Raw genomic sequence first — 23,748 nt, 5'->3', positions numbered from 1 at the left:
ACTCTCGCGCCCGTTTTTGCTTTTGAGGACTTACTCTCGTGTCCAACGTCGTTGCCGATCATCTCGTCTTGCTCGACCACCTGCGCAGTATCCTGGTTGCCGTCGGCGAAGCCGAACAGGTTCCCGAGGAAAGCCACGCTTTGTTCCTGGAACGCTTTGATGAACTGCGGGCCATGCTGCCCATCGACCCGATCGAAAGCCAATACCTGGGCCAGGACATGATGAGCCAGGTCATCCTGCGCTACCCACAGATTGCCCATCTGGTGCCGCGCGACCTGCTCTGGTTCTTCGGCGGTGATTGCCTGCACTTCATGCCCGATGAAGAACTGGATATGTACCAGGCTCTGGAAGAACGCCGCTTCGAAGCCGAACAAAACGATGAACCGTTCGACTGGAACCAGGAAAAACAGCTGCTGGCCATGCCCCACGACCAGTCCAAGCACTGATCCCGAACACTCCAAGACTCCAAATATGGAGAGAGACTTGTGTGGGAGCGGGCTTGCCCGCGATGGCTGAGTGTCAGTCGATACATTGGTTGACTAATACACCGCTATCGCGGGCAAGCCCGCTCCCACATTTTCGAGCGTGCTCCTACCGCCGGCGCAATGTCGGTTCCCTGGCCATGCACTCCACCAGATAATCAATAAACACCCGCAGTTTTGGCGGTAGATACCGCGTGGGTGAATGTAGCAACCAGGCATCCCCATGGTACGAGGCAATGAAATCCCATTGCGCCAGCACCTGTACCAACCGCCCCTCCTCCAAGGCATGCCGAGCAGTGAAATACGGCAGGCTGCCAATCCCCACATCCTGCAACACCGCATCCAACCGCACCCCGGTGTGATTGGCCGCATAGCGACCGCGCACGCCCACCGTCACTGTCTTGCCAGACTGGCGGAATTTCCAGCGCGCGTCCCCAGGGGTTTCGCCCAGGTAGATACAACTGTGCTCCAGCAAGTCATGGGGATGCAGCGGCGTGCCATGGGCAGCCAGATACTGCGGCGTGGCACACAGCAGATGCTCGATGGGCAGTAACTGGCGCCCTACCAACCCCGGCGGCGGGCTATCGGTGATGCGGATGCTCAGGTCGACATTGTCATCAATCAAATCTACCTGCCGATCTTCAAGGATCAACTGCACATCGACCTTGGGATAACGTCGCAGGAATTCCGGCATATGCGGATGCACCACAAACCGCCCCACCGCCTTGGGCACGCTGATACGCACCAGCCCTTCGGCCTCGTGGGTGTACTGACCGCTGATTTCCATCACCGAGCGCGCGGCATTGACCATGTCCTGGCAGCGCTTGAAGACTTCTTCACCCCCTTCGCTCAAACGCAGCTTGCGCGTGGTGCGCTGCAACAGCCGCGTGGCCAGGGCCTTTTCCAGGCGCGAGATGCTGCGGCTCACCGCCGACGGCGAAGCCCCCAGTTGGCGCGCTGCTGCAGAGAAACTGCCGGTTTCTACCACCCTGACGAAAATCGCCATTTCGCCCAGCAGTGGCAAAGGAAGATTGATGCTCATGACGCACAAGTCCATTGATATTTCAGCGGATTATCACCCATTGGCGCACTACTTATACTGCTGTGTAGAACCCTGATGCGGATGTAGACGATGACCCAGCGCCTGTTTTTTACCCATGACCACCTGGTTGCCGATGTTGATGTGCTGGAGTGCACGCCCGTTGAGCAGCAGTTTGCGGTGGTCCTGCAGTCCACCATTTTCCACCCCCAGGGGGGCGGTCAACCCTTTGACACGGGCTGGCTGGGACAAAGCACCGTATTGAAAGTAGTGCAGGAAGCAGAGCGCATCGTGCACTACGTCGACCAGCCCGTCGCCCTTGGCCCCGTACAAGCGCGGGTCGACGGCCAACGTCGCACCCTGCATACACGCCTGCATTCTGCCGGGCACTTGATCGGCAATGCCGGTGAAACCCTGGGCTGGATGCCGATCAAGGCCCACCACTGGCCCGGTGAAGGCAAGATCAGTTTTATCCGTGGGGAATCGGCCCAAGACATGCAAGCTGATGCCTTGCAGGAACAGGTCAACCAATGGATCGGCGCCGACCTGCCACGCCATATGACGCTGGACGGCGGCACCCGGGAAGTCGGTTTCGGTGACCTGCCGGCCTACGCCTGCGGCGGCACGCATGTACAAGCCCTCGCCCAGGTCGGCCAGGTCACGATCCTCGGCCTGTCGGAGAAAAAGGGCACGCTGTCGGTGCGCTACAGCCTGGACTGACAGGCTGATGGCGGGCGGCGTTTTCTTATTGAGATAGGACATCACCCTGCCGAGGGGCTCCCCTCCAGCAGGTGGGTGGTGCTAGTGTGTGAAAATGTTTCCGACATAAAAATCGGAAACTTCTTACTCACCACCTGCAAAGGAATGCCCCAGCAATGGACTTCTCCCTCAAGCACTTGGCCGCCGCCACCCTGATGGTCGCCAGCCTGTCTTCAATTAGTGTGTCTGCCGTCGCCAGCATCAACCCGCAACAGAGTGCGACTATTCTCAAAACGCTGAATGACGCCTCGATCAAGGACTTCCGCACGTTCCTCGGCAACCTGGGCAAAAGCGACATGGCGAAATCCGCCAATCTCGGCCCGGCCATCACTGCCTTTCTCGACAACAAGCCGCTGACCGCCGAGCAACAGAACGATATCCATCGCCTGCTAGGCCTCTATGCCCGGGTGAAATACGGTGCAGCCGCCACCGAAACCCTGCGTGAACTGGTGGCCATCCCGACCTTCCAGGTTGAGGGTGTTGCCCAGCACGACAACCCCGAATTCAAAAAGATTGCCGAAAAAATCAAGGCCCTGGCGCAGTCCTTCAACCTGAATTTTCGCAATGTCGATGATCGCGTCTACGAAATCTCCCTGGAAGGTGCCGGCGATGAAGTGGTCGGCATTCACGCCCACGCCGACGTGGTGCCGGTAACACCGGAAAACTGGGTGTTGAAAGACGGCACCCGACTCGACCCCTTCAAGGTCACACTAATTGGCGATCGCATGTACGGGCGCGGCACCGAAGATGACAAGAACGGTATCGTGGTTACGCTGTATGCCATGAAAGTGATCAAGGAAGAAAACCTGCCACTGGCGCGCAACTTCAAGCTGCTGGTAGACACCACCGAAGAAACCACCGGCGACGCCATCCCCTACTACTTTGAACACAACCCAACGCCGAACTACAACCTGGCGCTGGATGGCGGCTACCCGGTCGTCATCGCCGAGAAAGGTTATGGCACGGTCATGGCGACCTTTGCCAAGCGCAAGGCCGATGGCAAGGGCGCCGAAATCATCGCCATGACCGGCGGCCTCGCAACCAACCAGATTCCTTCGGCGTCAGTAGCCACATTGCGCAGCGATAATCCTGCCGAGCTGGCCGCCAGCCTGCAACAGGCCGGCACTGCATTTGCCAAGGCCAATGGTGGCGATTTCACGGTGGATGCCAAGGTTGATGGCAAAGACGTCAAGCTCACCGTTACCGGGGTGTCGGCCCACTCTTCCGAGCCCGAATCCGGTATCAACCCAGTGGCGCGGATGCTGGTCTTTATCAACAGCCTGGACGGCAAGGTTGCACTCAAGCACAACGAGATCACCGACGCTGCGCGCTACGCCGCCGATAACTGGGGCCTGGATTACCTGGGTGGCAAATTGGGCGTGGGCTTTTCCGACGCGTTCATGGGGCCGTTGACCACATCCCTGACGTTTGTCGGCATGGATGACAAGGCCTTCAAGCTGGCGGTCAACCTGCGGGTACCAAAAGGCAAATCCCCGGAAACGCTCAAGAAAGAGATCGCCGACAAGCTTAGCGCCTGGAGTAACAAGACCCATATTTCGCCGACCTTTGATTACTCGGTGGCCGCACCGATGTATCGCAACCCCGAGGGTGAGTGGGTCAAGGCACTGCTGGCCGTGGCCACGGAAAACCTGGGCATGGAATCCAAGTTCGGCACCTCCGCTGGCGCAACGTCCGTGCATGATCTGCCCAATGGCGTGCAATTCGGCCTGGCCCGGCCGGACGCCAAGTACACCGGGCACACCGACAACGAGTTCAAGACCACCGAGCAGTTCCTGCTGGACCTGCAGATCGTCACCGAAATGATGGGGCGTATCGGGCAGTTGCCGAAACTCTGAGCCAAGGCCTGGACCCGCCCTTGCGGCGGGTCCATTGACTGCGAGCTTAAATCCCGGACAAACAAAAACGCCGATCATTTCTGATCGGCGTTTTTGTTGAATATGGAGCGGGAAACGAGACTCGAACTCGCGACCCCGACCTTGGCAAGGTCGTGCTCTACCAACTGAGCTATTCCCGCAAATGGCGTCCCCTAGGGGACTCGAACCCCTGTTACCGCCGTGAAAGGGCGGTGTCCTAGGCCACTAGACGAAGGGGACACGCTAACTGAAACACATGGTGTGTATTCCAGTGCCCAGAGGCCTTGTCCGAAGACTTGGTCCTGGTTTCACTCAGTGCCGCCCGAAAGCCACACTGTTTAAAAATGGAGCGGGAAACGAGACTCGAACTCGCGACCCCGACCTTGGCAAGGTCGTGCTCTACCAACTGAGCTATTCCCGCAATGGCGTCCCCTAGGGGACTCGAACCCCTGTTACCGCCGTGAAAGGGCGGTGTCCTAGGCCACTAGACGAAGGGGACACACGTACAACATTCACTCCCTACCGCGTTTCGCTGTGTGCTTTACGCTGTAAGTGGCGCGCATTCTATGGATGGATTGAAAGGTCGTCAACCCCCAAGGATAAATTTATTTAAATCAATGACTTCGCCATGCTTTACAGGCACTGCCGGGGTTTCTCGCCGTCCAGGCTTTGGCGCCTATATTCTGGCGCCCGACAAGGCGTTATAGTCCTGCCCGGCAAATGATGGCAATGTGCATCTATACAGACGATACCTACATATACAGGTGAAAGCACTGACTCATCTCGTCGAAGAGTCCTATCCGCCGCATGCGCCAATCACTACACTTCAACGCACATCCTATAAAGAGGTCACACCGGTGACACCACTCATGATCACCCTGCTGGTAATAGCCGGGATCGTAATACTGATCGCCATTGGCTACATGAACCATGTGGTGGAAAACAACAAACTGGAAAAAGCCCGGGCCCAGATAGAGCTCAACGATCGGCTGCGCCGCTGTGGCGAGATCACCGAGACGTTCCCCGGCCAACTGATGACGCCGCAGCTCAAGCTGCTGCTGACCCGCCTGGAACTGAACGTCAACCAACGCATGCTCCACCTCAACAAATCCAGCGCAACCATCAAGGCACGTATTGCCGAGCTGGAAGCCCTCGTGGGCCAGGGCGAATCGATCCCGGTGAACAACCCCCCGGGGCCGATCCAGACCGAAGCCAAAGCCAAGGATGTGCGCTTCCTGCTCGAAGCCCTGCACGGCCAGGTCACCCGCGCCGCCCAGGACGGTTTTTTGCCCACCAATGAGGCCAAGCACTGGATCCGTGAGATCCGTCACCTGCTGGTGCTGCTGCACATCGAGTTCTTCAACAATCTGGGGCAACACGCATTGCAACAGGCGCAGCCCGGCCAGGCACGCCTGGCCTTCGAGCGCGGCGTGCAATACCTGCGCAAGCAGCCCGAGCCGGCCACCTACAGCCAGCACTTGCAACTCCTGGAAAAACAATTGGCACGCGCCAACTCCATGGTGCTGACCAACAGCCAGCAGACCGCAGAAGAAGTCAATGAACTGACCGCAGGCTTGAAAGCCGATGACGCGGATGCCGAATGGAAAAAGAAAGTCATCTACGATTGATCCCCTCCTGTACTGAGTCGCCGGGTGCATTTCTTGCACTCGGTGCCATCATCCTGCGCCTATCCCCTCGTCTATAATTCGCGTACAAAAGTGCCCTTCATGCGCTTAACCAAGGAGGCCCGCCATGCCTGTCGCCATCATTGATGACCAACCCTTGCACTACGTGGACCAAGGTTCTGGCCCGGTTGTCCTGCTCGGCCATAGCTACCTGTGGGACCAGCAGATGTGGGCCCCGCAGATTGCCGCGCTGTCGCAACAGTACCGAGTGATCGTGCCAGAGCTATGGGGCCACGGAGAGTCCGGCCCAATGCCAGCACAGACCCACAGCCTGGACGACCTGGCGCGCCAGACCCTGGCATTGCTGGACCACCTGGGCGTTGCCAAGGTCAACCTGGTGGGCTTGTCAGTCGGCGGCATGTGGGGCGCCCCGCTGGCGATGCTGGCGCCCGAGCGGGTCAATAGCCTGGTGCTGATGGACACCTACCTGGGCGCAGAGCCTGAGGCTACCCGCGAAAAATACTTCGCACTGCTCAGCGCGATTGAGGCCACGGGGGCTATCTCTGATGCGCTACTGGATATCATCGTACCGATCTTCTTCCGCCCCGGTATCGAACCCGACTCTGCGCTGTATCAGGACTTCCGCCAGTCCCTGCGCGCCCTGCCCCGGGACCGCCTGCTACGCAGCATCGTGCCCCTGGGTCGCCTGATCTTCGGTCGTGACGATGCACTGGAAGGTTTATCCCGCCTGGACCCCAATACGACATTGGTAATGTGTGGCACCGATGACCAGCCACGCCCACCTGCAGAAGCACAGGAAATGGCTGACCTGATCGGTTGTGACCTGGTGTTGATCCCGGACGCTGGGCATATTTCCAGCCGGGAAAACCCTGATTTCGTCAACGAAGCGCTGCTCACCTTTCTGGCCAATCACGCCTGAGGCGACAAGGCTGTTGTGGCGAGAAGGCTAGCCCTCTCACCACAACAACCCCCAGCGCGGCTAATTCAGATCACAGCCGAAAATGCCCCACCATGCCCTTGAGCTCCGCCCCCAGTTGCGCCAACTCGATACTCGAGGCGGCGTTACCCTGCATGCTCAGCGCCGATTGATCGGCACTGGCGCGAATGCTGGTGACGCTGCGGTTGATCTCTTCGGCCACCGAGCTCTGCTGTTCGGCCGCGGCCGCGATCTGCTGGTTCATTTGTTGGATCAGCGAGACCGCTGCGGCAATGCTGCCCAAGGCGCTTTCGGTTTCCAGGGCATCACTGACGGCCAGCTTCACCAGTTCGCCGCTGTGCTGGATATCTCGCACTGAAGACTGCGCGGCACTGCGCAAGGTACTTACCAGGCGTTCGATTTCCTCTGTCGATTGCTGGGTGCGCCTGGCCAGCGCCCGCACTTCATCGGCAACCACCGCAAAGCCGCGCCCTTGCTCGCCAGCGCGTGCCGCCTCGATGGCGGCGTTGAGCGCCAGCAGGTTGGTTTGCTCGGCGACGCTTTTGATCACCTCCAAGACGCTGCCGATGTTCTGGATTTCCGCGCTCAGGCTCTCGATGCTGGTACTGGCGGATGTCGCGGAACTGGCCAGCAACTCGATACGCTGCAGGCTCTGGCGCACCACCTGCTGACCACTGTCGACCTTGTCGTCGGCGGTCTGCGCCGCTTGCGCGGCCTGCTCGGCATTGCGTGCCACATCGTGCACCGTGGCGGCCATCTGGTTCATGGCGGTGGCGACCTGCTCGGTTTCTTCTTTCTGGCTGCTGACTTCGATATTGGTCTGCTCGGTCACGCTGGACAGCGACTGGGCCGAGCTGGCCAATTGCTCAATCCCCGCTTGCAACCCGCTGACCATGCTACTCAGGCCGCTGCCCATCTGCTGCATCGCCTGCATCAACTGGCCCATTTCATCCTGTCGGCTCACGTCCATGCGCCCGCTGAGATCCCCGGCGGCGATCTGCCGGGCCACGGCGATCACACTGCGCAGTGGCATCACGATCAAGCGGGTAATCAGCCACGCAGCAATCACCCCGACCAACAAGGCCAGGGCCGAGGAAACAATGATCAGCAAGCTACTTTCGGCCAACTGCGCCTGCATCGACTGGTCCTGCTCGGCATAGGCCCGGTTGACCTGCGAAACCACCTGCGCCGCCCGCTCATGCAATTGCTGGTAGACGATCTTCTCCTGGGCGAGCAGGTCGGTGTATTCGGTGAGTTTTTCGCTAAAGGCGCCAATATGCCCGACCACTTCGCTGAGTACGGTCTGATAGCCAGGGTCCTTGACCAGGGTCTTGAGTTGTTCAGCCTGGGCCAGGGCCTGATCGGCCTGTTCGATACGGCCTTGCCCGGCACTGTCCTCATCACCCTTGCGGCTTTGATCCAGGCGCACCCGCGCTTCATTCATGGCCTGCAACATCAGGCGCGAAACCTGCCCCACCTGCCCGGCCTGCTCGATAAACTCAGCCCCCTCCTTGCCCTGGCTTTCCTTGAGGCCATAAGCCCCGTCGTCGGCCAGGCCGGCCTGCAATACATCAAGGTTGTTGGCGACACTGGACACCGACCAACTGGCCATTTCCAGCGCCAGATCCTTGGCCTGGGTCAGCTCGACAAACTCGTCAAACGCCTTGCGATAGGCGCCCAGGGCCTGCTCGACCTCGGTCATGTCGAGTGCCAGGGCTTCGGCTACCAGGCTGTCAACCCGTTCATGCAGGGCCTCGACCGACTTGGTATCGGTGCGCAGCGCATACTCCTGCTCGATCAAGCGCACGTTCAGCAGCCCCTGATTGAGCGAGGACATGCCCTTGAGCCCCACAAAACGCTGGCCAACACTTTGCAGGGACCACACACCAATCGCCGCCACCAGTGCAGTCAACAGCAATACCAGGGCAAACCCCAGCCCCAGCTTCCTCGCCAGCCCAAGGTTGGCAAATCGTCGTTGCACGGCCGAAATCATTGCGCAAAGTCCTCTTGGCGTGGCGAATGCCAGCATGCCGGGTTTCCATGGGACGAGATTCGCAACCCCAGGCCCCGCAACACAAGACGTTGGCGCCACAATAATGGCAAAAAGCTACACGCCCGTCGTTTTCAGGATGGTAGAGGTCGATCCCGCAGGCCCCATGGCCTTGAACAACGCCAACGCTCGATGATCGCCGGCATAGGCCACATTGATCCGCAGCCAATCCGCGTGCTCGCCGGCAGGGCTGAACAACTCCCCGGAAGACAGCAAGACCCCCAGCCGTCTGGCCCTCGCGTGCAACATTGCCGCGCCCCCCGCCTGCGGGCGGGCCCAAACAAACATGCCGCCCGCGGGCACCGCAAATACCTCCCACTCTTCGTCCTCCAGCACCTGCAGGGTCTTGGCCATCTCTGCGCTCAACCGCCTGCGCAGGCGTTGCAGCCATTTGCGGTAGGTGCCGTTGGCCAACAGGTTCGCCACCACCGCCTCAGCGAAGCGGGAGGTGCCAATACCGGTCAGGGTCTTGAGCTTGAGCAAACGAGTGATGAGCGCGGTACTGCCCGTGAGATAGCCCACCCGTAGCGCGCTGCTCAGGGTCTTGGAAAAACTCGAGACGTAAATCACCCGATCATCATGGGGTAGCGCCGCCAGCCGGACACACGAGGCGTGTTGCAGGTCGCCATAGACATCTTCCTCGACAATCAGGAAGTCCCGGCTATGGGCCAGATGCAACAGACGTTCGGCCACCGCCAGCGAAAGGCTGGTGCCGGTCGGGTTGTGGTAAAGGCTATGGATGAACAGGCACTTTGGACGGTGGGTCACCAGCAGCGCTTCCAGGGCCTGGATGTCCGGGCCACTGCGGGCCCTGGGAACCTCCAGCATCGTGACACCGTGGAAGGCCAACTGACGATAAAGGTTGCCGTAGCCAGGGGTTTCAACCACTACCGTATCGCCAGCCTTGAGCAAGGTGCGTATCAACAAGTCCTGCGCATGGCTGGCGCCGTGGGTAGTGAGGATCCGCTCGGCAGTGGTGCTCACTTGGATCTGCGTCAGGCGCTTGTGCAATTGTTCGCGCAACGCCGGCAGCCCGAGAGGGGTGCTGTAACTGAAGACGCCCGCGGTGTCGGTACGGCTGATTTCGCGGATGGCGTAACTGATGTCATCGCTTTCTCGCCAGGCATCCGGAAGCCAGCCACACCCCAGCTTCAACTCCCCCAACTGGTTATCGGTAAAGGCCCCCCACCGGCGCTCCGCCCCTTCATACCACTGGTATTCCCCCAGGGGAGTGCTGGCAACCGGTTGCGCGGCGATCACAAACCCCGAGCCGGCCCTTGAGGCCAGCACCCCTGCTGCCACCATTCGCTCAAGGGCCTCGATCACACTGGATTGACTGAGCAGGTTGTCATGGGCCAGTTGCCGGATGGAAGGCAGGCGCGTCCCGGGGCTGACCCCACTCTCCCGAATCCATGCGGCAATGGCGCTGACAATTTGCTGAACCACCGGTACCGGGGCCTGCCGATTGATCCCTAAATCCATGAGCCACCCCCTTCAACTGTTTGGCATTTAACTCAAAACAGTTAAGCACAGAAGGTCAGGGTCGCCCTGTTCATAAATTTATTAAATTATTGATTTTATTGAATTATTTACCTAGTGAAACACAATGGCCGAGGGCATCTTGCCATCTACGGAAACGCCCCACAGCCTTTAAAATCACTTTCTCAGCGGTACACCGCCGCAGGTCCTAGATAGCCGTGGCACCACCGTCCACCGCCAATGCATGCCCCGTGGTGAACGCGGCGCCATCGCTGCACAGATACAGCACTGCACTGGCGATTTCCTCGACGGTGCCAATGCGCCCGACCGGATGCATGGCGGCGGCAAACTCGGCCTTGCGCGGATCGGCTTCATAGGCGCGGCGGAACATATCGGTGTCGATCACTGCCGGGCACACTGCGTTGACGCGGATTTTCTTTTTCGCATACTCGATGGCCGCCGACTTGGTCAGGCCAATCACCGCATGCTTGGATGCGGCATAAATACTCATCTTCGGCGCAGCGCCCAACCCCGCAACCGATGCGGTATTGACGATGGCCCCACCACCCTGGGCCAGCAGCAACGGCAACTGATACTTCATGCACAACCACACGCCCTTGACGTTGACGCCCATGATGGCGTCGAACTCATCCAGGGTGCCATCAGCCAGCTTGCCCTGTTCAATCTCGATGCCGGCATTGTTGAACGCGTAGTCCAGGCGGCCATAGCTGTGCAGTACCTGCTGCATCAGTTGTTGCACATCCGCCTCCAGGGTCACATTACAGCGCACGAACAGCGCCTCGCCGCCTGCCTCGCGGATCAACGCGACCGTGCCCTCGCCGCCCGCCACATCGAGGTCGGCGACCACAACTTTCAAGCCTTCTGCGGCGAATGCCAGGGCCGTAGCGCGGCCAATACCGTTGGCGGCACCGGTGACCAGGGCAACCTGGCCGGAAAACGTCATGCTCATTGCTTATATCCTTGGATGAATGCCCGTGGGCCCAGCATAGCCAGGGCCCGGCACCGCGCGTCAGCACTATCAGAAGGCCAGTTGAGCCCCCATGCGTAGCAGTGATAAGCCTGCCGTGCCCACTATCAAGCCAGCCTATCGACGGGCATTCGCAGCGGTCGGCCGAACTTGCTCCCGGCGCCTGGAAGGTCTATCACTTGAGGCTCATTTACCCAGAGTCCTTGCCATGACTGCCCAGACCAACCGCCAATTCCTGCTTGCCAAACGCCCGGTCGGCGCGGCCACGCGGGACACCTTTACCTATCAGGAAGTACCGGTGGGCAACCTGGCGGATGGCCAGGTGCTGGTGCGCAACGAATACCTGTCCCTCGACCCAGCCATGCGTGGCTGGATGAATGAAGGCAAGTCCTACATCCCGCCGGTGGGCATTGGTGAAGTCATGCGCGCATTGGGCGTAGGCCAGGTCATTGCCTCGAACAATCCGAAATTCGCCGTCGGCGATTACGTCAACGGTGCCCTGGGCGTGCAGGATTACTTCCTCGGCGAGCCGCGTGGGTTCTACAAGGTCGACCCGAAACTGGCGCCCCTGCCGCGCTATCTGTCTGCGCTGGGCATGACCGGCATGACCGCCTACTTCGCGCTGCTCGACACCGGCGCGCCCAAGGCCGGCGATACCGTAGTGATTTCCGGGGCCGCCGGTGCCGTGGGCAGCATTGCCGGGCAGATCGCCAAGATCAAGGGTTGCCGCGTGGTGGGGATTGCCGGCGGCGCCGACAAGTGCAAGTTTTTGCTGGATGAACTGGGGTTCGACGCGGCCATCGACTACAAGCACGAAGACGTACCGGCCGCCCTCAAGCGCGAATGCCCAAAAGGCGTGGACGTCTATTTCGATAACGTTGGCGGCGACATCCTCGACGCCGTGCTCAGCCGCCTGGCGTTGAAGGCGCGGGTGGTGATTTGCGGAGCCATCAGCCAGTACAACAATAAGGAAGCCGTGAAAGGCCCCGCCAACTACCTGTCACTGCTGGTCAATCGGGCGCGCATGGAAGGGTTTGTGGTGATGGATCATGCGGCGAACTTTGCCGCCGCCGGGCAGGAAATGGCCGGCTGGATGGCCCAAGGCAAGCTCAAGAGCAAGGAGGATATTGTCGAGGGCCTGGAGACGTTCCCGGAGACGTTGATGAAGCTGTTCAACGGCGAGAACTTCGGCAAGTTGGTGCTGAAGGTCAACTGACACCCCAAACCAATGTAGGAGCTGCCTTGCCTGCGATGCAGACACCTCGGTTTTTCAGTAACCACGAGGTGATGCTATGGCAGCATAGGTATCTACACAACTTTACAGCAACGCCTAAATCCAGGCAGATAGCGCAGTTGTGGCGAGCGGGCTTGTCGGGACGCCGCATCGCCCGCGCTGGGCTGCGAAGCAGCCCTAAACCCGGCCATCGCGGTTTATCTGAAGAAACGTGGAGGGCTTTTTGGGCTGCTTCGCAGCCCAGCGCGGGCGATGCGGCGTCCCGACAAGCCCGCTCGCCACAGGGGAGTTCGTCAGTTTCTGAAAGTTGTGTAGATACTTATGGCTATCGCAGGCAAGCCAGCTCCTACGTGTTTAGCCCAAGGGCATCAGGCGATTTCGGCGACCACCGCGGCCAAGGCCTTGGCCGGGTCAGCCGCCTGGCTGATCGGGCGACCAATCACCAGGTAATCAGAACCCGCATCCAGCGCCTGGCGTGGCGTGAGGATACGGCGCTGGTCGTCCTGGGCGCTGCCTGCCGGACGAATCCCCGGCGTCACCAACTGCAGCGCCGGATGGGCGGCCTTCAACGCCTGAGCTTCCAGCGCCGAGCAGACCAGGCCATCGAGGCCGGCCTTCTGCGCCAGGGCAGCCAGGCGCAGCACTTGTTCCTGGGGCTCGATATCCAGGCCGATGCCGGCCAGGTCTTCACGCTCCATGCTGGTCAGCACGGTCACACCGATCAGCAACGGCTTGGGACCGCTGCGCTGCTCCAGCACCTCACGGCACGCAGCCATCATGCGCAGGCCGCCGGAGCAGTGAACGTTGACCATCCACACGCCCATCTCGGCGGCGGCCTTGACTGCCATCGCGGTGGTGTTGGGGATATCGTGGAATTTCAGGTCGAGGAACACCTCGAAGCCCTTGTCACGCAGGGTGCCGACGATTTCTGCTGCGCAGCTGGTGAACAGTTCCTTGCCAACCTTGACGCGGCAGAGCTTGGGATCCAACTGGTCAGCCAGCTTCAGTGCGGCGTCACGGGTGGGGTAATCCAGGGCGACGATGATAGGAGTCTGGCAGACGGACATTGGAATGGGCTCTCAGGCAAGTCGAAATCGGCGCGGATTGTAGCGCAAGCAGCGGCTTTGCGGGATCCGATGATCGGTAAATCCTCGGCAAGCGCCTATTTTCCTGGAATAACCGGCTAATATTTCAAAGTCGATACATTCACGACACGCCTACAACATGCCCCGGCAGTAGCCTTGCCCGCACGGCCCGACACGGCGCCTATGCTCACGCAATTACCCCGCTGCGGCCCTTGGGCCTGACGGCCAACCTGGCAGATGATCGCACCATGCATACCCCTTCCGCCCTGCCCCATGAACTTGCCAGCGAGGACAAACGCTGGAACACCCGCGCGTTGATCGTCGACGACGACGTGCCGATCCGCGAACTGCTGATTGATTACCTGGCCCGCTTCAACATCCTCGCCAGCGGTGTGACCGACGGCGCCGCCATGCGCCTGGCCATGCAAGCCGAGACCTTTGATGTGGTGGTGCTCGACCTGATGCTGCCCGGCGAAGATGGGTTGTCGATTTGCCGGTGGCTGCGGGCCGAATCGGATATCCCGATCCTGATGCTGACGGCTCGCTGCGAACCCACCGACCGCATTATCGGCCTGGAACTGGGGGCTGACGACTACATGTCCAAACCGTTCGAACCGCGGGAGCTGGTGGCGCGGATCCAGACCATCCTGCGTCGGGTGCGTGATGACCGCACTGAGCAACGCACCAATATCCGCTTCGATCACTGGCGCCTCAACAGCGTGCTGCGCCAACTGGTAGCCGATGATGGCCTGGTAGTACCGCTGTCCAACGCCGAATTCCGTCTACTGTGGGTGTTCATCGAACGCCCGCGCCGAGTGCTCAGCCGTGAACAACTGCTGGATGCGGCCCGTGGACGCTCGATCGAAGCCTTTGATCGCAGCATCGACCTGCTGGTCTCGCGCCTGCGCCAGAAACTGGGAGACGACCCCAAGGCCCCGCAACTGATCAAGACCGTACGCGGCGAAGGCTACCTGTTCGACGCGCGGGACATCGGCTGATGCGCAACGCCTTCAACACCTTGTTTGGCCGCTTGTTCGGGGTGCTGCTGATAGCCATTGTGCTGGCCCATGTGCTCGCGTTCTTTTGGTTTCACCACTACGGCCCGCCGCCGCCACCGCCCGTCGATGTCATGATCGAGCAGGCGGACGGCTCTTTGCAGGCCGCGCCCCAGGCCCATCGGCGGCCCTGGTTCGGCGGCCCGGTGGTGCCGCTGACGTTCCAGTTTATCTCGCTGATCATCGCCGCATGGTTCGGCGCCAAGTTGCTCAGCCGCCCGATCCAGCGCTTGAGCGCGGCCGCCGAGCGTTTGAGTGTGGACCTGGACAGCCCGCCTCTGGACGAATCCGGCCCACTTGAAGCGCGCCAGGCCGCCTCGACCTTCAACCTGATGCAGCGCCGCATCCGCGAACAGGTCAGCCAGCGCGCCCGCATGCTTGGCGCGGTTTCCCACGACCTGCGCACCCCACTTTCACGGCTCAAGCTGCGCCTGGAGCAGATCGACGATCTGCGCCTGCAGGGCCAGATGCGCCAGGACCTGGACGACATGATCGGCATGCTCGACGCCACCTTGAGCTACCTGCACGAACAACGCACTGGCGAAAGCCGGCAGTGGCTGGACGTGCAGGCACTTGTGCAGTCCCTGAGCGAAAACGCCCAGGACCAGGGCGCGGACGTGCAGTGCCAGGGCCACAGCACGCCGCTGCAAGTACAGCCCATGGCCTTGCGTTCATGCCTGAACAACCTGATCGACAACGCCCTGCGCTATGCCGGTACGGCACGCATCGAACTGCAGGACAGCCCCCAGGCGTTGGTGATCCGGGTAATCGACCATGGCCCGGGGATTGCTGCCGAACAGCGCGAGGCGGTATTCGAACCGTTTTTCCGCCTGGAAGGCTCACGCAATCGCAATTCCGGGGGCGTGGGGTTGGGCATGACCATTGCCAAGGAGGCGGTGGAGCGGTTGGGCGGTAGATTGGATCTGGAGGAAACACCGGGCGGAGGGTTGACGGCAAAGATGTGGCTACCCAGGGGTTAACCCCTGTAGGAGCCGGCTTGCCGGCGATGGCGGCTGAAGATTCACCGCAACCCTCAAGGCCGTCATCGCCGGCAACGGATCAGCCCACTTTGTCTTCCCGGCGAACCTGCGCCTGGCTCGCACTCCAATCCGTCAACAGGCTGTACGCCACCGCCAACAATGTCGGCCCGATAAACAAGCCGATAAAGCCAAACGCAATCAACCCGCCAAATACCCCCAGCAACACGATCACCAGCGGCAGGTTACCGCCGCGGCTGATCAGGTACGGTTTGAGCACGTTGTCCACGCCGCTGATGATGAACGTGCCCCAGACGCCGAGGAACACCGCGTAGGTGTAGTCGCCCTTCCACACCAGCCAGGCGGTGGCCGGGATCCAGACGAGCGGCGGGCCCATGGGGATCAGGCTCAGCAGGAAGGTGACGATACCCAATACCAGCGCCCCGGGCACCCCGGCGATCAGGAAGCCGATCAGTGCCAGCAATGCCTGGGCGGCGGCGGTGCCGATCACGCCGTTGACCACCCGCTGTACCGTGCCGGCCACCAGGTCGATGTAGTAACCGGCACGCTCACCAATCAAGCGTTCCAGCAGGCGGTGGACGAACATCGCCAGGCGCGGCCCGTCGCGGTAGAAAAAGAACACGAACACCAGGCTCAGGGTCAGTTCCAGGATGCCGCCGCCGATCTGCGCACTACGGGCCAGCAACCAGTTGCCGACCTGCCCCAGGTACGGCTTGATCGTGACCATCAAGGCCGCGCCCTGCTGGTCGATGCTGTCCCACATGCCCACCAGCCGCTCCCCGACAAAGGGGATCGACCCCAGCCAGGTGGGTGCCTCGGGCAAGCCATCGACCTGCACATCCTTGATCAGCGCCACGGCGTCGCGCACATGGTCGGCCAGGTTGAAGCCCAGCCACACCAGCGGCACTGCCACCAGCAACATCCAGCCCAGGGTCAGGATCCCCGCTGCCAGTGACTCGCGCCCACCCAGGGCACGGGTCAACAGGCGCATCAGCGGCCAACTGGCAAATGCCAGCACCGCGCCCCAGAACAGCGCCGACCAGAACGGCGCCATCACCCAGAAACTGGCACCAAACAGCACCAGGAGCAGGATCTGCACCAGCAGGCGATCATTGTTGAGCATGTGGTTTCTCGAAAAGAAGTCTGTTGAGGGAGAGCTTAGGCGAACGGCGCGGGTCCGTTCGCCCTGGAACGATCAGCGGATAACTTGCAGGTGCAGGCCCTTGGCCTCACCCGTGCCGGTTTCCAATCGCGCCGCACGCACGCCCTTGTCGATCAGGCCCTGGCGCCAGGCTTCGGCGTCAGGCCCGCTCACACTGACCCGCAAGGTGGTATCGAGGTTCAATCCACGGGAAATCAGGGTCAGCCACGTTGCGTCGGGTTCTGCCCCCAGCAAGGGGAAATCCAGGTCGCCGGTGCTTTTCAATTCGCGCAGCAGGGTGGCCGAGGTGGGTAGTAATTGCCCCAGGGGCGCGCTGGCGTCCATTTGTTCCACATGCAGGTAAGCGCGACGGTTGCCGCGGGTAATGCCGTAGAGCGCCACCAGGGAGTTGTCCTGGGGGGCTGCCAGGCGCAGCAACAGGAACTCCTGCTGGCCATCGGCGCCAACCAGTTTGGAGTTACCCAGCACTTCGTTGGCCCACAAGCTGCTTTCGCCACAATCGCGGGCCTGGCACCAGAACAGCAATTGCGCGCCTTGCTCTTGCAACGCCTCGCGCGTGGATTTGAAGGCCGCGCTGGAGCTGTGCTCGGCGGGCAGTTCATAGGTGATGGCTGTCACTTGGCCCCGCGCCGTGGCCTGGCCTTCGTAGCGCAACTGGCCGCTGATCTTGCGGATCGCGCCCATGGGGTAGATGCGTTCTTTTTCTTCGGCGGGACGGTAGTCGACAATCTGCGAATCCACCTGTCGAGCCACGCTGGGCAGATCCTGGCTTCCCGGCAGATCAGCAGCGAAAACCAACGGGCTGATGCAGCACAGCCCAAGCACACGGATAATTCCCTTGGCACTACTCATCGGATCGGTGCGCCTTGGCCGGTGGATGCCTTCGCGATATTCGGATTGTTCATGGTTGACTCCCTTTCAATCCGCCCAGCCTCGACAGTTGCCCCCGCCAAGTCAAGGCGCGGTGAAGAAGCGATTGAAACAGTCTGCAACAAGAGCCGCCCCCGACTCGTCATTCAGGTGCAAATGATGGCCACCTGCAAGGGTGGTTACCGCGAAAGGAAGCTGGGAAAGCAGCTCGGGATGTTTGGCCAGCATGCCCTCTTGCGCCACCACCAACTGTGCGGGACAGGCCACCCGGCGCACGAAGGCCATGGCCTGTTCTTCCGTCAGGCGCATCGGCGATGCCAGGGTCAAGCGACTGTCGCTGCGCCAGGTGTAGCCGCCCGGCACCGGCATCAAGCCGCGCTGGGCCAGGAGTTCCGCGGCTTCACGGCTGACGGCGACCACGCCCTTCATCCGCGCCTCCACCGCGCGGTCAAGGGTGCCGTACACCGGTTTACGTTTGTCTTGCAGGTTGATTTGCGCCTGCAACGCCATGCCCATGCGTTCGGCGGCATTCTCGCCGGTGGCGGTCGGCGGGATCACACCGTCGATCAACCCCAAGTGCGTCACACGCTCTGGCAAAGCCCCGGCCAACACCGTGGAGACAATCGCCCCGAGGGAGTGACCAAGTAATGCAAAACGTTTCCAGCCCAGTTGCTCGGCCACCTGCAACACATCAAACACGTAATCCCACACGGCATAACCTGCCCCGGCCGGGCGGTGGGCCGAGTGGCCGTGACCGGCCATGTCCAGGGCGACAATGCGCAAACCCTGCAGTTTGGGCGCCAGGCGCGCGAAGCTGTTGGCGTTATCCAGCCAGCCATGCAGGGCGATCACCGGCAGGCCATCTTCGGGGCCGAACAGATGGGCCGCCAGCTCGATATGCGGCAGGCTCAGGCGGACTTCTTCGACGGGTGCGGTCATGCGCAACTGCGCTCACGCGCGCGGGCTTCCCAGCGGGTAAACAGGTTCTTGATCAAGGTCGCGGTGTCCTGCGGGCGTTCAAGGGGAAACATGTGCCCGCCAGGCATGGTCAGCATCTCACCCATGGGCAGGCGCGCGACGCCGCTGGCGTGATGGCGCATCACCACCCGGCTCTGCCGGCCGCGTACCACGGCCAGCGGCACTTTCAATTGGCGGGTCTGGCCGGGGCTGGTGTGCGGCACGCCCCGGTAGATGCTGATTTCCGTTGCCGGGTCGAAGCGCAGGCGCAGGCGATCGCCCACCTGGTGCAAACCGTGCTGCAAATAGGCCTCCAGGCATTCCGGGTCAAAGCCGCGGAACAGTGTCTTGCCGGCAAAATACTGGCGGGCGGCATCCAGGTCGCTGAACTCTTCGCGCCGGCCCAGGGTGCGACCGGCGGGGGTCAGGCGGTCAATCAGGCCAAAGCGCTTGGCCGCGCGAATCACCCAGCGGTCAGCCAGGGTCAGCACCGGCGAGTCGAGCATCACCACCCCGCGATACAGCTGCGGGCAGCGCAGGGCGGCGTGCAAATGCAACACGCCGCCCAGTGAATGGCCGACGCCCCACACCGGCTCCGGTTGTTGCTCCAGGTGATGGATCAGTTCGTCCACCAGGTTCTGCCAGTTGTCATCCACCGGAAATCGCGGGTCGTGGCCGTGCTGCGACAGGTGCGCCACGGCGTACTCCGGCGCCAGGGCATCGAACAACTTGCCGTAGGTCGCCGAAGGAAAGCCATTGGCATGAGTGAAAAACACATGTTGCGACATAGCCTGCCCATCTTCAAAAACAGAAATCGATTGTCCCCACGCCTGGCCGCTACAGCAATGACTGTAACTGCCAGGAATGATGTCACTCACGCCACGCCTATCGTACCGGCGGGGTCTCGCCCAGCGGCACCACGGCCATGGTCAGGCGCGACACGCAACTGGCCTTGCCCTCGTCACTGGTCAGGCGAATGTCCCAGACATGGGTAGTGCGCCCGATATGGATCGCCCGGGCCACCGCCGTCACCCGCCCGGAACGCAGGCCGCGCAGGTGGTTGGCGTTGATTTCCAGGCCCACGCAATAGAACTTGGCGGGGTCTATGCACAAGTAGCTGGCCACGGAGCCCACCGTTTCGGCCAACACCACCGAGGCCCCGCCGTGCAGCAGCCCATAGGGTTGATGGGTGCGATGGTCGACCACCATGCTCGCGGTCAGGGATTCGTCGTCGAAGCTCTCGAAGCGAATATCCAGCACTTCACCAATGGTGTTTTTCTGTCTAGCATTGATTTGCTCGATATCGGGAACGGTGCGCCACAGGCTCATTGCAGTGTCCTTATTGATTTTATTGAATGCTCAATCCTGCCACAGCACCGCCTCGGAGCGCGCGCTCCAGGCCTGGAACTGTGGGCCGTAGGTTGACTCGATAATGTTGCGTTTGATCTTCAGGGTCGGCGTCAGAAAGCCGTTTTCCACCGCCCAACTGTCCTTCACCACCACCAGTTGACGCAAGCGCTCGTGTTTATCCAGCACCTGGTTAACCTCTTCCAGCAAGCGTTCCAGGCTGGCGTGCAAGGATTGCCGGGCCTCGCCGGCGGCCTCCTGCTGGCCCACCGCAGACAGTACGCACAAGCCCATCGGCGCGCTCAGGCCATCGCCAACCACGCACACCTGTTCGATACGCCCGTGCTCTGCCAGGCGGTTTTCGATGGGTGCCGGCGCGACGTACTTGCCCTTGCTGGTCTTGAAGATTTCCTTGAGGCGCCCGGTCAGGCGCAAACGGCCTTCGGTATCCTGATCGCCCTTGTCGCCGGTACGCAGAAAACCGTCCTCGGTGAGGGTCTCGGCGGTCTTCTGTGGGTCCTTGAAGTAACCGAGCATGGTCGCGCCGCTACGCACCTGGACCTCTCCGGCCGGGTCGATGCGCACCTCCACGTCCGGGCACGGCAAGCCGATCCATCCGATCTTCTGCTGGCCAGGACGACAGATATGGGAATAGCCACAGCTTTCGGTCATGCCATACACCTCCAGCACATCCAGGCCCAGGCGCTGGTACCAGCGCAGGAGCGCCTCGGGTACCGGCGCGGCCCCAGACAGGGCTACCCGCACCGCGTCCAAGCCAAGGCCGGCAAGGACTTTGCGGCCGACACGCTTGCCGACAAACGGCAGGCGCAGCAGCAGGTCCAGGCGTTTTTCCGGGATTTTGCCGTACACGCCCATCTGGAATTTGGTCCAGATCCGCGGCACACCAAACAACGCCGTGGGCCGGGCGCGTTGCAGGTCGGTAAGGAAGGTGTCGAGGCTTTCGGCGAAAAACACCGTTTGCCCGGTATAGATCGCGGCCATCTCGACAAACATGCGCTCGGCCACATGGCACAGTGGCAAGTAGGACAGCAGGCGATCACCCTCCCCCAGGCCGAACAACTCGGTGCCCCGGGTCGCGGCAAACGCCAGGCCGCCGAAGGTGTGCATCACGCCTTTGGGCAGCCCCGTGGTGCCGGAGGTGTAGATGATGGTGGCCAGGTCTGTCGCCGCAGGCGCGGGGTCATCCTGAATCGGCGAACTGGCTTGCAGGTCGGCCCAGGTGAAGTCGAATTCGCCCTTGGGGCACAAAGGCAGGCTGATGGTCGCCAGCCCAGGCTTGATGCCCGGCGCCATGGCAGGCCAGTCGTCAAGCTTGCCGATAAACACCAACGCCGCCTCGGAATGCTCCAGCACATGGGCTACGGAGTCGGCGGTAAGGTTGGGATACAGCGGCACGGAGACATGCCCGGCCATCCAGATCGCCAGGTCGGCGATGATCCAGTGCGCGCAGTTCTTCGAGATCAGGGCAATGTGCGAACCCTGGGGCAGTTCCCGCGCGCGCAGCCAATGGGCGGCACAACGGGCCTGGTGACCGGCTTCGCCCCAGGTGAGGGTCTGCACCTCGCCACCGCCAATGGGCTGGACCAGGAAGCGCTGGCGCGGATGGCGCGCCTCACGTTCAAAGAAAACCTGCAGCGGCAAACGAAAAGCGACAGACATGGGACGCGCTCCTGTGTGTTCCGATGGTAGCCAACCAAGCACTTGCTTGGTGGACTATTCCATGCACAAAGGAGCACTGCAAGTTCCTTGCTGACACAACACAAATAAGTGTGGGAGCGGGCTTGCTCGCGAATGCGCAGTGTCAGCCAATATATTCATTGACTGATACACCGTATTCGCGAGCAAGCCCGCTCCCACCGCTGATTGTGTCGTGCCTGAACAATCAGGGGTTTTTGACGCTATTGAGGCTCATCAGCCCCGCCAGCGGAAAGTCCCCTTCCAACTCTGCCAGGCTGGCGGTGTGCATCGGTTGCGGCTGGCGCTGGTGCCCGTGCTGCAGAAAACTGATCAGGTTGCCCACCAACGGTTGATGGCTGACCAGCAGCACATTGTCATCGGTATCGAGTTTTTCCAGCACTTGCAGGGGGTTGCCGTCAGGCGTCAGCCACGGCACCGTGCGGATCTCTGGCACAAACCCCAACGCTTCGCGCACCAGTTGCGCGGTCTGTTGTGCCCGCACATAAGGGCTGGCGATGATCGCGCTGATGGGCTGGCCGATCAGGTGTGCGGCACTGTGCAGCACCTCCTGCCGTCCATGCTCGGTCAGGTTGCGTTGGGCATCGCTGGAAGCATGGGACTCGGCTTCACCGTGGCGCAGCACCCACAACTTCATAGCTTGGGCTCTTCATCGCGCACCGGGTGCGGGGCCGGCGGCACGCTGTGGGCGGCCTCGCCCTCCGGGGCGCGCGGGGTTGGCCAATCGGCGAAGGGCCAGGGTTTCTGCTCGCTGTGGAAGCTGCCAAAACGGCCAATCTGCGCAATGAACTGGCTGAGGCTGTCGCCAAAGTTCATCAGGCCCAGGTTCGGTGCGCCGTAGATCAGGCGGTAGATCAACTGCACCACCACCAACGCGCCGAGGATAAACTGCGCCACTTGCCAGACCAGGGCAAACACCAGCATCCACAGGATGCGCAGGACGATAGATTCATACTTGGGTGCTGCTTTGGGATCGTTCATCGCGCGTTCCTCAGTTGAAACCACTGGTGGAAATAAAGTCGACATCAGTCTTGGGTTCGGCACGCATCAGCAACTCGATGACCTGGTTCAAAGTGCGCCCTTCGAACAGGATCGCGTGCAGGCCGGCGACCAACGGCATATAGACCCCGGTTTCCTGGGCCTTGGCCTTCAGCACTTTCAGGGTATTGACCCCTTCAGCCACTTCACCCAGGCGGGTGACAGCATCTTCCAGGCTCAAGCCCTGGCCGAGGGCAAAGCCCACCTGGTAGTTGCGGCTTTTCGGCGACGAACAGGTGACGATCAGGTCGCCCACCCCGGCCAGGCCAAGGAAGGTCATGGGGTTGGCGCCCTGGTTGACCGCAAAGCGGGTCATTTCCGCCAGCGCGCGGGTGATCAGCATGCTCTTGGTGTTTTCCCCCATGCCCAGGGCCACCGCCATGCCGGCAATAATGGCGTAGACGTTTTTCAACGCGCCGCCCAGTTCCACGCCAAAGCGGTCGGCACTGGCGTAGACGCGGAAGGTCCGGCCATGCAGCACGGCCTGTACCTGTTCGCACAGCGCCTCGTCTTCACTGGCGACCACGGTTGCGGTCAGGGCGTGTTCGGCCACTTCCCGCGCCAGGTTCGGCCCGGAGAGCACACCGATGCGGGCCTGGGGCGCGATGTCCGCGAGGATTTCGCTCATCAGCTTGAAGGTCTGGGCCTCGATGCCTTTGGTCAGGCTGACCAGCATCTTGCCCGCCAGCCGTTCGGCATGGGGCGCCAGCACCGAGCGCAAAGCGCTGGAGGGCAACGCGACGAAGCACAGGTCGCAATCATCCAGGGTGGCCTGCAGGTCCGTGACCGGCGTAACGGCCGGATGAATCTTGATGCCCTTGAGGTAACGGGGGTTTTCGCGGTTGACCCGGATGGCCTCGGCCTGTTCAGGATCGCGCATCCACTGACGGACCTGATGGCCGTTTTCGGCCAGCAGATTAGCCACGGCGGTACCAAAACTTCCGCCTCCCAGGACCGCAATTGGGCGCTGTTCAGTCATATGCAATCCGTTAATCCATAGCAGTGGCGATGGCGGCATTATACGGGCCGGCC

At 61.4% G+C, this 23,748-nt stretch carries 22 protein-coding genes, 4 tRNA genes and 1 pseudogene; 8 read left to right on the top strand and 19 right to left on the bottom strand.

Features of this window, described 5'->3' with window-relative positions; all coding sequences use genetic code 11:
* The first annotated feature begins 38 nt into the window (after positions 1–38).
* The gene (locus C5F71_RS21495) at positions 39–446 is read left to right on the top strand and encodes a PA2817 family protein (protein ID WP_029292764.1); all 408 of its coding nucleotides are present in this window, start codon (positions 39–41) and stop codon (positions 444–446) included.
* Positions 447–591: 145 nt separating this feature from the next.
* Here the strand turns inward: C5F71_RS21495 and C5F71_RS21485 are convergent, their stop codons facing one another.
* Positions 592–1,524, bottom strand: a complete 933-nt coding sequence (locus tag C5F71_RS21485; protein ID WP_029292762.1) for a LysR family transcriptional regulator — start codon at positions 1,522–1,524, stop codon at positions 592–594.
* 90 nt (positions 1,525–1,614) lie between these two features.
* On the opposite strand from C5F71_RS21485, the gene C5F71_RS21480 reads away from it, so the two are divergent.
* Together C5F71_RS21480 and C5F71_RS21475 are read left to right on the top strand one after the other, a co-directional pair.
* A complete protein-coding gene (locus C5F71_RS21480) occupies positions 1,615–2,241 on the top strand; it encodes a hypothetical protein (protein WP_092234982.1) in 627 nt (208 codons plus the stop codon).
* Positions 2,242–2,396: 155 nt separating this feature from the next.
* On the top strand, positions 2,397–4,136 hold the full coding sequence (locus C5F71_RS21475) for a dipeptidase (RefSeq protein ID WP_092234979.1): 1,740 nt from the start codon (positions 2,397–2,399) through the stop codon (positions 4,134–4,136).
* A gap of 103 nt (positions 4,137–4,239) precedes the next feature.
* Here the strand turns inward: C5F71_RS21475 and C5F71_RS21470 are convergent.
* The 4 genes from C5F71_RS21470 to C5F71_RS21455 all read right to left on the bottom strand — a co-directional run bounded on the left by C5F71_RS21470 (position 4,240) and on the right by C5F71_RS21455 (position 4,653).
* Positions 4,240–4,315 (bottom strand) — tRNA-Gly (locus tag C5F71_RS21470).
* A 3-nt stretch (positions 4,316–4,318) separates the two neighbouring features.
* A tRNA-Glu gene (locus tag C5F71_RS21465) sits at positions 4,319–4,394 on the bottom strand.
* A gap of 105 nt (positions 4,395–4,499) precedes the next feature.
* Positions 4,500–4,575, bottom strand: a tRNA-Gly gene (locus C5F71_RS21460).
* A gap of 2 nt (positions 4,576–4,577) precedes the next feature.
* Positions 4,578–4,653: transfer RNA gene (locus C5F71_RS21455), tRNA-Glu, on the bottom strand.
* 358 nt (positions 4,654–5,011) lie between these two features.
* Here C5F71_RS21455 and C5F71_RS21450 point away from each other — a divergent pair.
* A complete protein-coding gene (locus C5F71_RS21450; protein WP_092234781.1) occupies positions 5,012–5,782 on the top strand; it encodes a hypothetical protein in 771 nt (256 codons plus the stop codon).
* Between the two features lie 124 nt (positions 5,783–5,906).
* Complete coding sequence (locus tag C5F71_RS21445) at positions 5,907–6,719, top strand: alpha/beta fold hydrolase (protein WP_104911885.1); 813 nt, start codon at positions 5,907–5,909, stop codon at positions 6,717–6,719.
* 70 nt (positions 6,720–6,789) lie between these two features.
* Here the strand turns inward: C5F71_RS21445 and C5F71_RS29750 are convergent, their stop codons facing one another.
* From C5F71_RS29750 to C5F71_RS21430, 4 genes and pseudogenes are all read right to left on the bottom strand, one after another.
* On the bottom strand, positions 6,790–7,494 hold the full coding sequence (locus C5F71_RS29750; RefSeq protein ID WP_371923399.1) for a methyl-accepting chemotaxis protein: 705 nt from the start codon (positions 7,492–7,494) through the stop codon (positions 6,790–6,792).
* A 207-nt stretch (positions 7,495–7,701) separates the two neighbouring features.
* A pseudogene (locus C5F71_RS29745) lies at positions 7,702–7,770 on the bottom strand (hypothetical protein); the annotation flags it as partial.
* A gap of 1,074 nt (positions 7,771–8,844) precedes the next feature.
* Entirely contained in the window at positions 8,845–10,269 is a 1,425-nt protein-coding gene (locus tag C5F71_RS21435; protein WP_104911883.1) for a PLP-dependent aminotransferase family protein, read from the bottom strand.
* Positions 10,270–10,474: 205 nt separating this feature from the next.
* Positions 10,475–11,236 (bottom strand): SDR family oxidoreductase, encoded by a 762-nt coding sequence (locus tag C5F71_RS21430; protein ID WP_092234769.1) that lies wholly within the window; start codon positions 11,234–11,236, stop codon positions 10,475–10,477.
* A gap of 226 nt (positions 11,237–11,462) precedes the next feature.
* Here C5F71_RS21430 and C5F71_RS21425 point away from each other — a divergent pair, with 226 nt between their 5' ends.
* Positions 11,463–12,470 (top strand): NADP-dependent oxidoreductase, encoded by a 1,008-nt coding sequence (locus tag C5F71_RS21425; protein ID WP_092234766.1) that lies wholly within the window; start codon positions 11,463–11,465, stop codon positions 12,468–12,470.
* Positions 12,471–12,856: 386 nt separating this feature from the next.
* On the opposite strand, the gene pyrF is transcribed toward C5F71_RS21425, so the two are convergent.
* Positions 12,857–13,555 carry an orotidine-5'-phosphate decarboxylase gene (pyrF, locus tag C5F71_RS21420; protein WP_029292743.1) on the bottom strand — a complete coding sequence of 233 codons (699 nt, stop codon included), beginning with the start codon at positions 13,553–13,555 and terminating at the stop codon, positions 12,857–12,859.
* A gap of 266 nt (positions 13,556–13,821) precedes the next feature.
* Between pyrF and C5F71_RS21415 the strand changes: the two genes are divergently transcribed.
* Positions 13,822–14,571 (top strand): response regulator, encoded by a 750-nt coding sequence (locus tag C5F71_RS21415; protein ID WP_029292741.1) that lies wholly within the window; start codon positions 13,822–13,824, stop codon positions 14,569–14,571.
* Positions 14,571–15,608 (top strand): ATP-binding protein, encoded by a 1,038-nt coding sequence (locus tag C5F71_RS21410; protein WP_029292739.1) that lies wholly within the window; start codon positions 14,571–14,573, stop codon positions 15,606–15,608. Before C5F71_RS21415 ends, C5F71_RS21410 begins: the two co-directional genes overlap by 1 nt.
* A 79-nt stretch (positions 15,609–15,687) precedes the next feature.
* Here the strand turns inward: C5F71_RS21410 and C5F71_RS21405 are convergent, their stop codons facing one another.
* The 9 genes from C5F71_RS21405 to C5F71_RS21365 all read right to left on the bottom strand — a co-directional run bounded on the left by C5F71_RS21405 (position 15,688) and on the right by C5F71_RS21365 (position 23,695).
* Positions 15,688–16,749, bottom strand: a complete 1,062-nt coding sequence (locus tag C5F71_RS21405) for an AI-2E family transporter (protein ID WP_070995387.1) — start codon at positions 16,747–16,749, stop codon at positions 15,688–15,690.
* A 72-nt stretch (positions 16,750–16,821) separates the two neighbouring features.
* Complete coding sequence (locus C5F71_RS21400; protein ID WP_070995388.1) at positions 16,822–17,640, bottom strand: DUF4892 domain-containing protein; 819 nt, start codon at positions 17,638–17,640, stop codon at positions 16,822–16,824.
* 102 nt (positions 17,641–17,742) lie between these two features.
* Positions 17,743–18,597: an alpha/beta hydrolase gene (locus C5F71_RS21395; protein ID WP_029292733.1), complete on the bottom strand. Its 855-nt coding sequence runs from the start codon at positions 18,595–18,597 to the stop codon at positions 17,743–17,745.
* Positions 18,594–19,403, bottom strand: a complete 810-nt coding sequence (locus C5F71_RS21390; protein ID WP_104911882.1) for an alpha/beta fold hydrolase — start codon at positions 19,401–19,403, stop codon at positions 18,594–18,596. Before C5F71_RS21390 ends, C5F71_RS21395 begins: the two co-directional genes overlap by 4 nt.
* Before the next feature lie 97 nt (positions 19,404–19,500).
* Positions 19,501–19,944, bottom strand: coding sequence for a hotdog fold thioesterase (locus tag C5F71_RS21385; protein WP_029292729.1), 444 nt, complete (start codon positions 19,942–19,944; stop codon positions 19,501–19,503).
* A gap of 30 nt (positions 19,945–19,974) precedes the next feature.
* Positions 19,975–21,642, bottom strand: coding sequence for an AMP-binding protein (locus C5F71_RS21380; RefSeq protein WP_104911881.1), 1,668 nt, complete (start codon positions 21,640–21,642; stop codon positions 19,975–19,977).
* Positions 21,643–21,865: 223 nt separating this feature from the next.
* Positions 21,866–22,315 (bottom strand): phosphohistidine phosphatase SixA, encoded by a 450-nt coding sequence (sixA, locus tag C5F71_RS21375; protein ID WP_029292725.1) that lies wholly within the window; start codon positions 22,313–22,315, stop codon positions 21,866–21,868.
* Positions 22,312–22,659: a DUF4389 domain-containing protein gene (locus C5F71_RS21370; RefSeq protein WP_104911880.1), complete on the bottom strand. Its 348-nt coding sequence runs from the start codon at positions 22,657–22,659 to the stop codon at positions 22,312–22,314. The genes sixA and C5F71_RS21370 overlap by 4 nt, the downstream gene beginning before the upstream one ends.
* Positions 22,660–22,669: 10 nt before the next feature.
* Positions 22,670–23,695 (bottom strand): NAD(P)H-dependent glycerol-3-phosphate dehydrogenase, encoded by a 1,026-nt coding sequence (locus C5F71_RS21365; protein ID WP_029292720.1) that lies wholly within the window; start codon positions 23,693–23,695, stop codon positions 22,670–22,672.
* Positions 23,696–23,748: the final 53 nt, after the last annotated feature.

Origin of the sequence: Pseudomonas sp. LG1D9 (assembly GCF_002949995.1) — a bacterium.
Lineage (GTDB): Bacteria > Pseudomonadota > Gammaproteobacteria > Pseudomonadales > Pseudomonadaceae > Aquipseudomonas > Aquipseudomonas proteolytica.
Note: the sequence above shows the minus strand (reverse complement) of the source record. Positions and strands in the feature narration are given on the sequence as shown.

Excerpts from the sequence above, each read along its gene's own strand:
- C5F71_RS21485 (WP_029292762.1), bottom strand. The coding sequence starts at position 1,524 with ATGAGCATCAATCTTCCTTTGCCACTGCTGGGCGAAATGGCGATTTTC.
- C5F71_RS21480 (WP_092234982.1), top strand. The coding sequence starts at position 1,615 with ATGACCCAGCGCCTGTTTTTTACCCATGACCACCTGGTTGCCGATGTT.
- C5F71_RS21475 (WP_092234979.1), top strand. The coding sequence starts at position 2,397 with ATGGACTTCTCCCTCAAGCACTTGGCCGCCGCCACCCTGATGGTCGCC.
- C5F71_RS21445 (WP_104911885.1), top strand. The coding sequence starts at position 5,907 with ATGCCTGTCGCCATCATTGATGACCAACCCTTGCACTACGTGGACCAA.
- C5F71_RS29750 (WP_371923399.1), bottom strand. The coding sequence starts at position 7,494 with ATGGCCGCCACGGTGCACGATGTGGCACGCAATGCCGAGCAGGCCGCG.
- C5F71_RS21435 (WP_104911883.1), bottom strand. The coding sequence starts at position 10,269 with ATGGATTTAGGGATCAATCGGCAGGCCCCGGTACCGGTGGTTCAGCAA.
- C5F71_RS21430 (WP_092234769.1), bottom strand. The coding sequence starts at position 11,236 with ATGAGCATGACGTTTTCCGGCCAGGTTGCCCTGGTCACCGGTGCCGCC.
- C5F71_RS21425 (WP_092234766.1), top strand. The coding sequence starts at position 11,463 with ATGACTGCCCAGACCAACCGCCAATTCCTGCTTGCCAAACGCCCGGTC.
- pyrF (WP_029292743.1), bottom strand. The coding sequence starts at position 13,555 with ATGTCCGTCTGCCAGACTCCTATCATCGTCGCCCTGGATTACCCCACC.
- C5F71_RS21415 (WP_029292741.1), top strand. The coding sequence starts at position 13,822 with ATGCATACCCCTTCCGCCCTGCCCCATGAACTTGCCAGCGAGGACAAA.
- C5F71_RS21410 (WP_029292739.1), top strand. The coding sequence starts at position 14,571 with ATGCGCAACGCCTTCAACACCTTGTTTGGCCGCTTGTTCGGGGTGCTG.
- C5F71_RS21405 (WP_070995387.1), bottom strand. The coding sequence starts at position 16,749 with ATGCTCAACAATGATCGCCTGCTGGTGCAGATCCTGCTCCTGGTGCTG.
- C5F71_RS21400 (WP_070995388.1), bottom strand. The coding sequence starts at position 17,640 with ATGAGTAGTGCCAAGGGAATTATCCGTGTGCTTGGGCTGTGCTGCATC.
- C5F71_RS21395 (WP_029292733.1), bottom strand. The coding sequence starts at position 18,597 with ATGACCGCACCCGTCGAAGAAGTCCGCCTGAGCCTGCCGCATATCGAG.
- C5F71_RS21390 (WP_104911882.1), bottom strand. The coding sequence starts at position 19,403 with ATGTCGCAACATGTGTTTTTCACTCATGCCAATGGCTTTCCTTCGGCG.
- C5F71_RS21385 (WP_029292729.1), bottom strand. The coding sequence starts at position 19,944 with ATGAGCCTGTGGCGCACCGTTCCCGATATCGAGCAAATCAATGCTAGA.
- C5F71_RS21380 (WP_104911881.1), bottom strand. The coding sequence starts at position 21,642 with ATGTCTGTCGCTTTTCGTTTGCCGCTGCAGGTTTTCTTTGAACGTGAG.
- sixA (WP_029292725.1), bottom strand. The coding sequence starts at position 22,315 with ATGAAGTTGTGGGTGCTGCGCCACGGTGAAGCCGAGTCCCATGCTTCC.
- C5F71_RS21370 (WP_104911880.1), bottom strand. The coding sequence starts at position 22,659 with ATGAACGATCCCAAAGCAGCACCCAAGTATGAATCTATCGTCCTGCGC.
- C5F71_RS21365 (WP_029292720.1), bottom strand. The coding sequence starts at position 23,695 with ATGACTGAACAGCGCCCAATTGCGGTCCTGGGAGGCGGAAGTTTTGGT.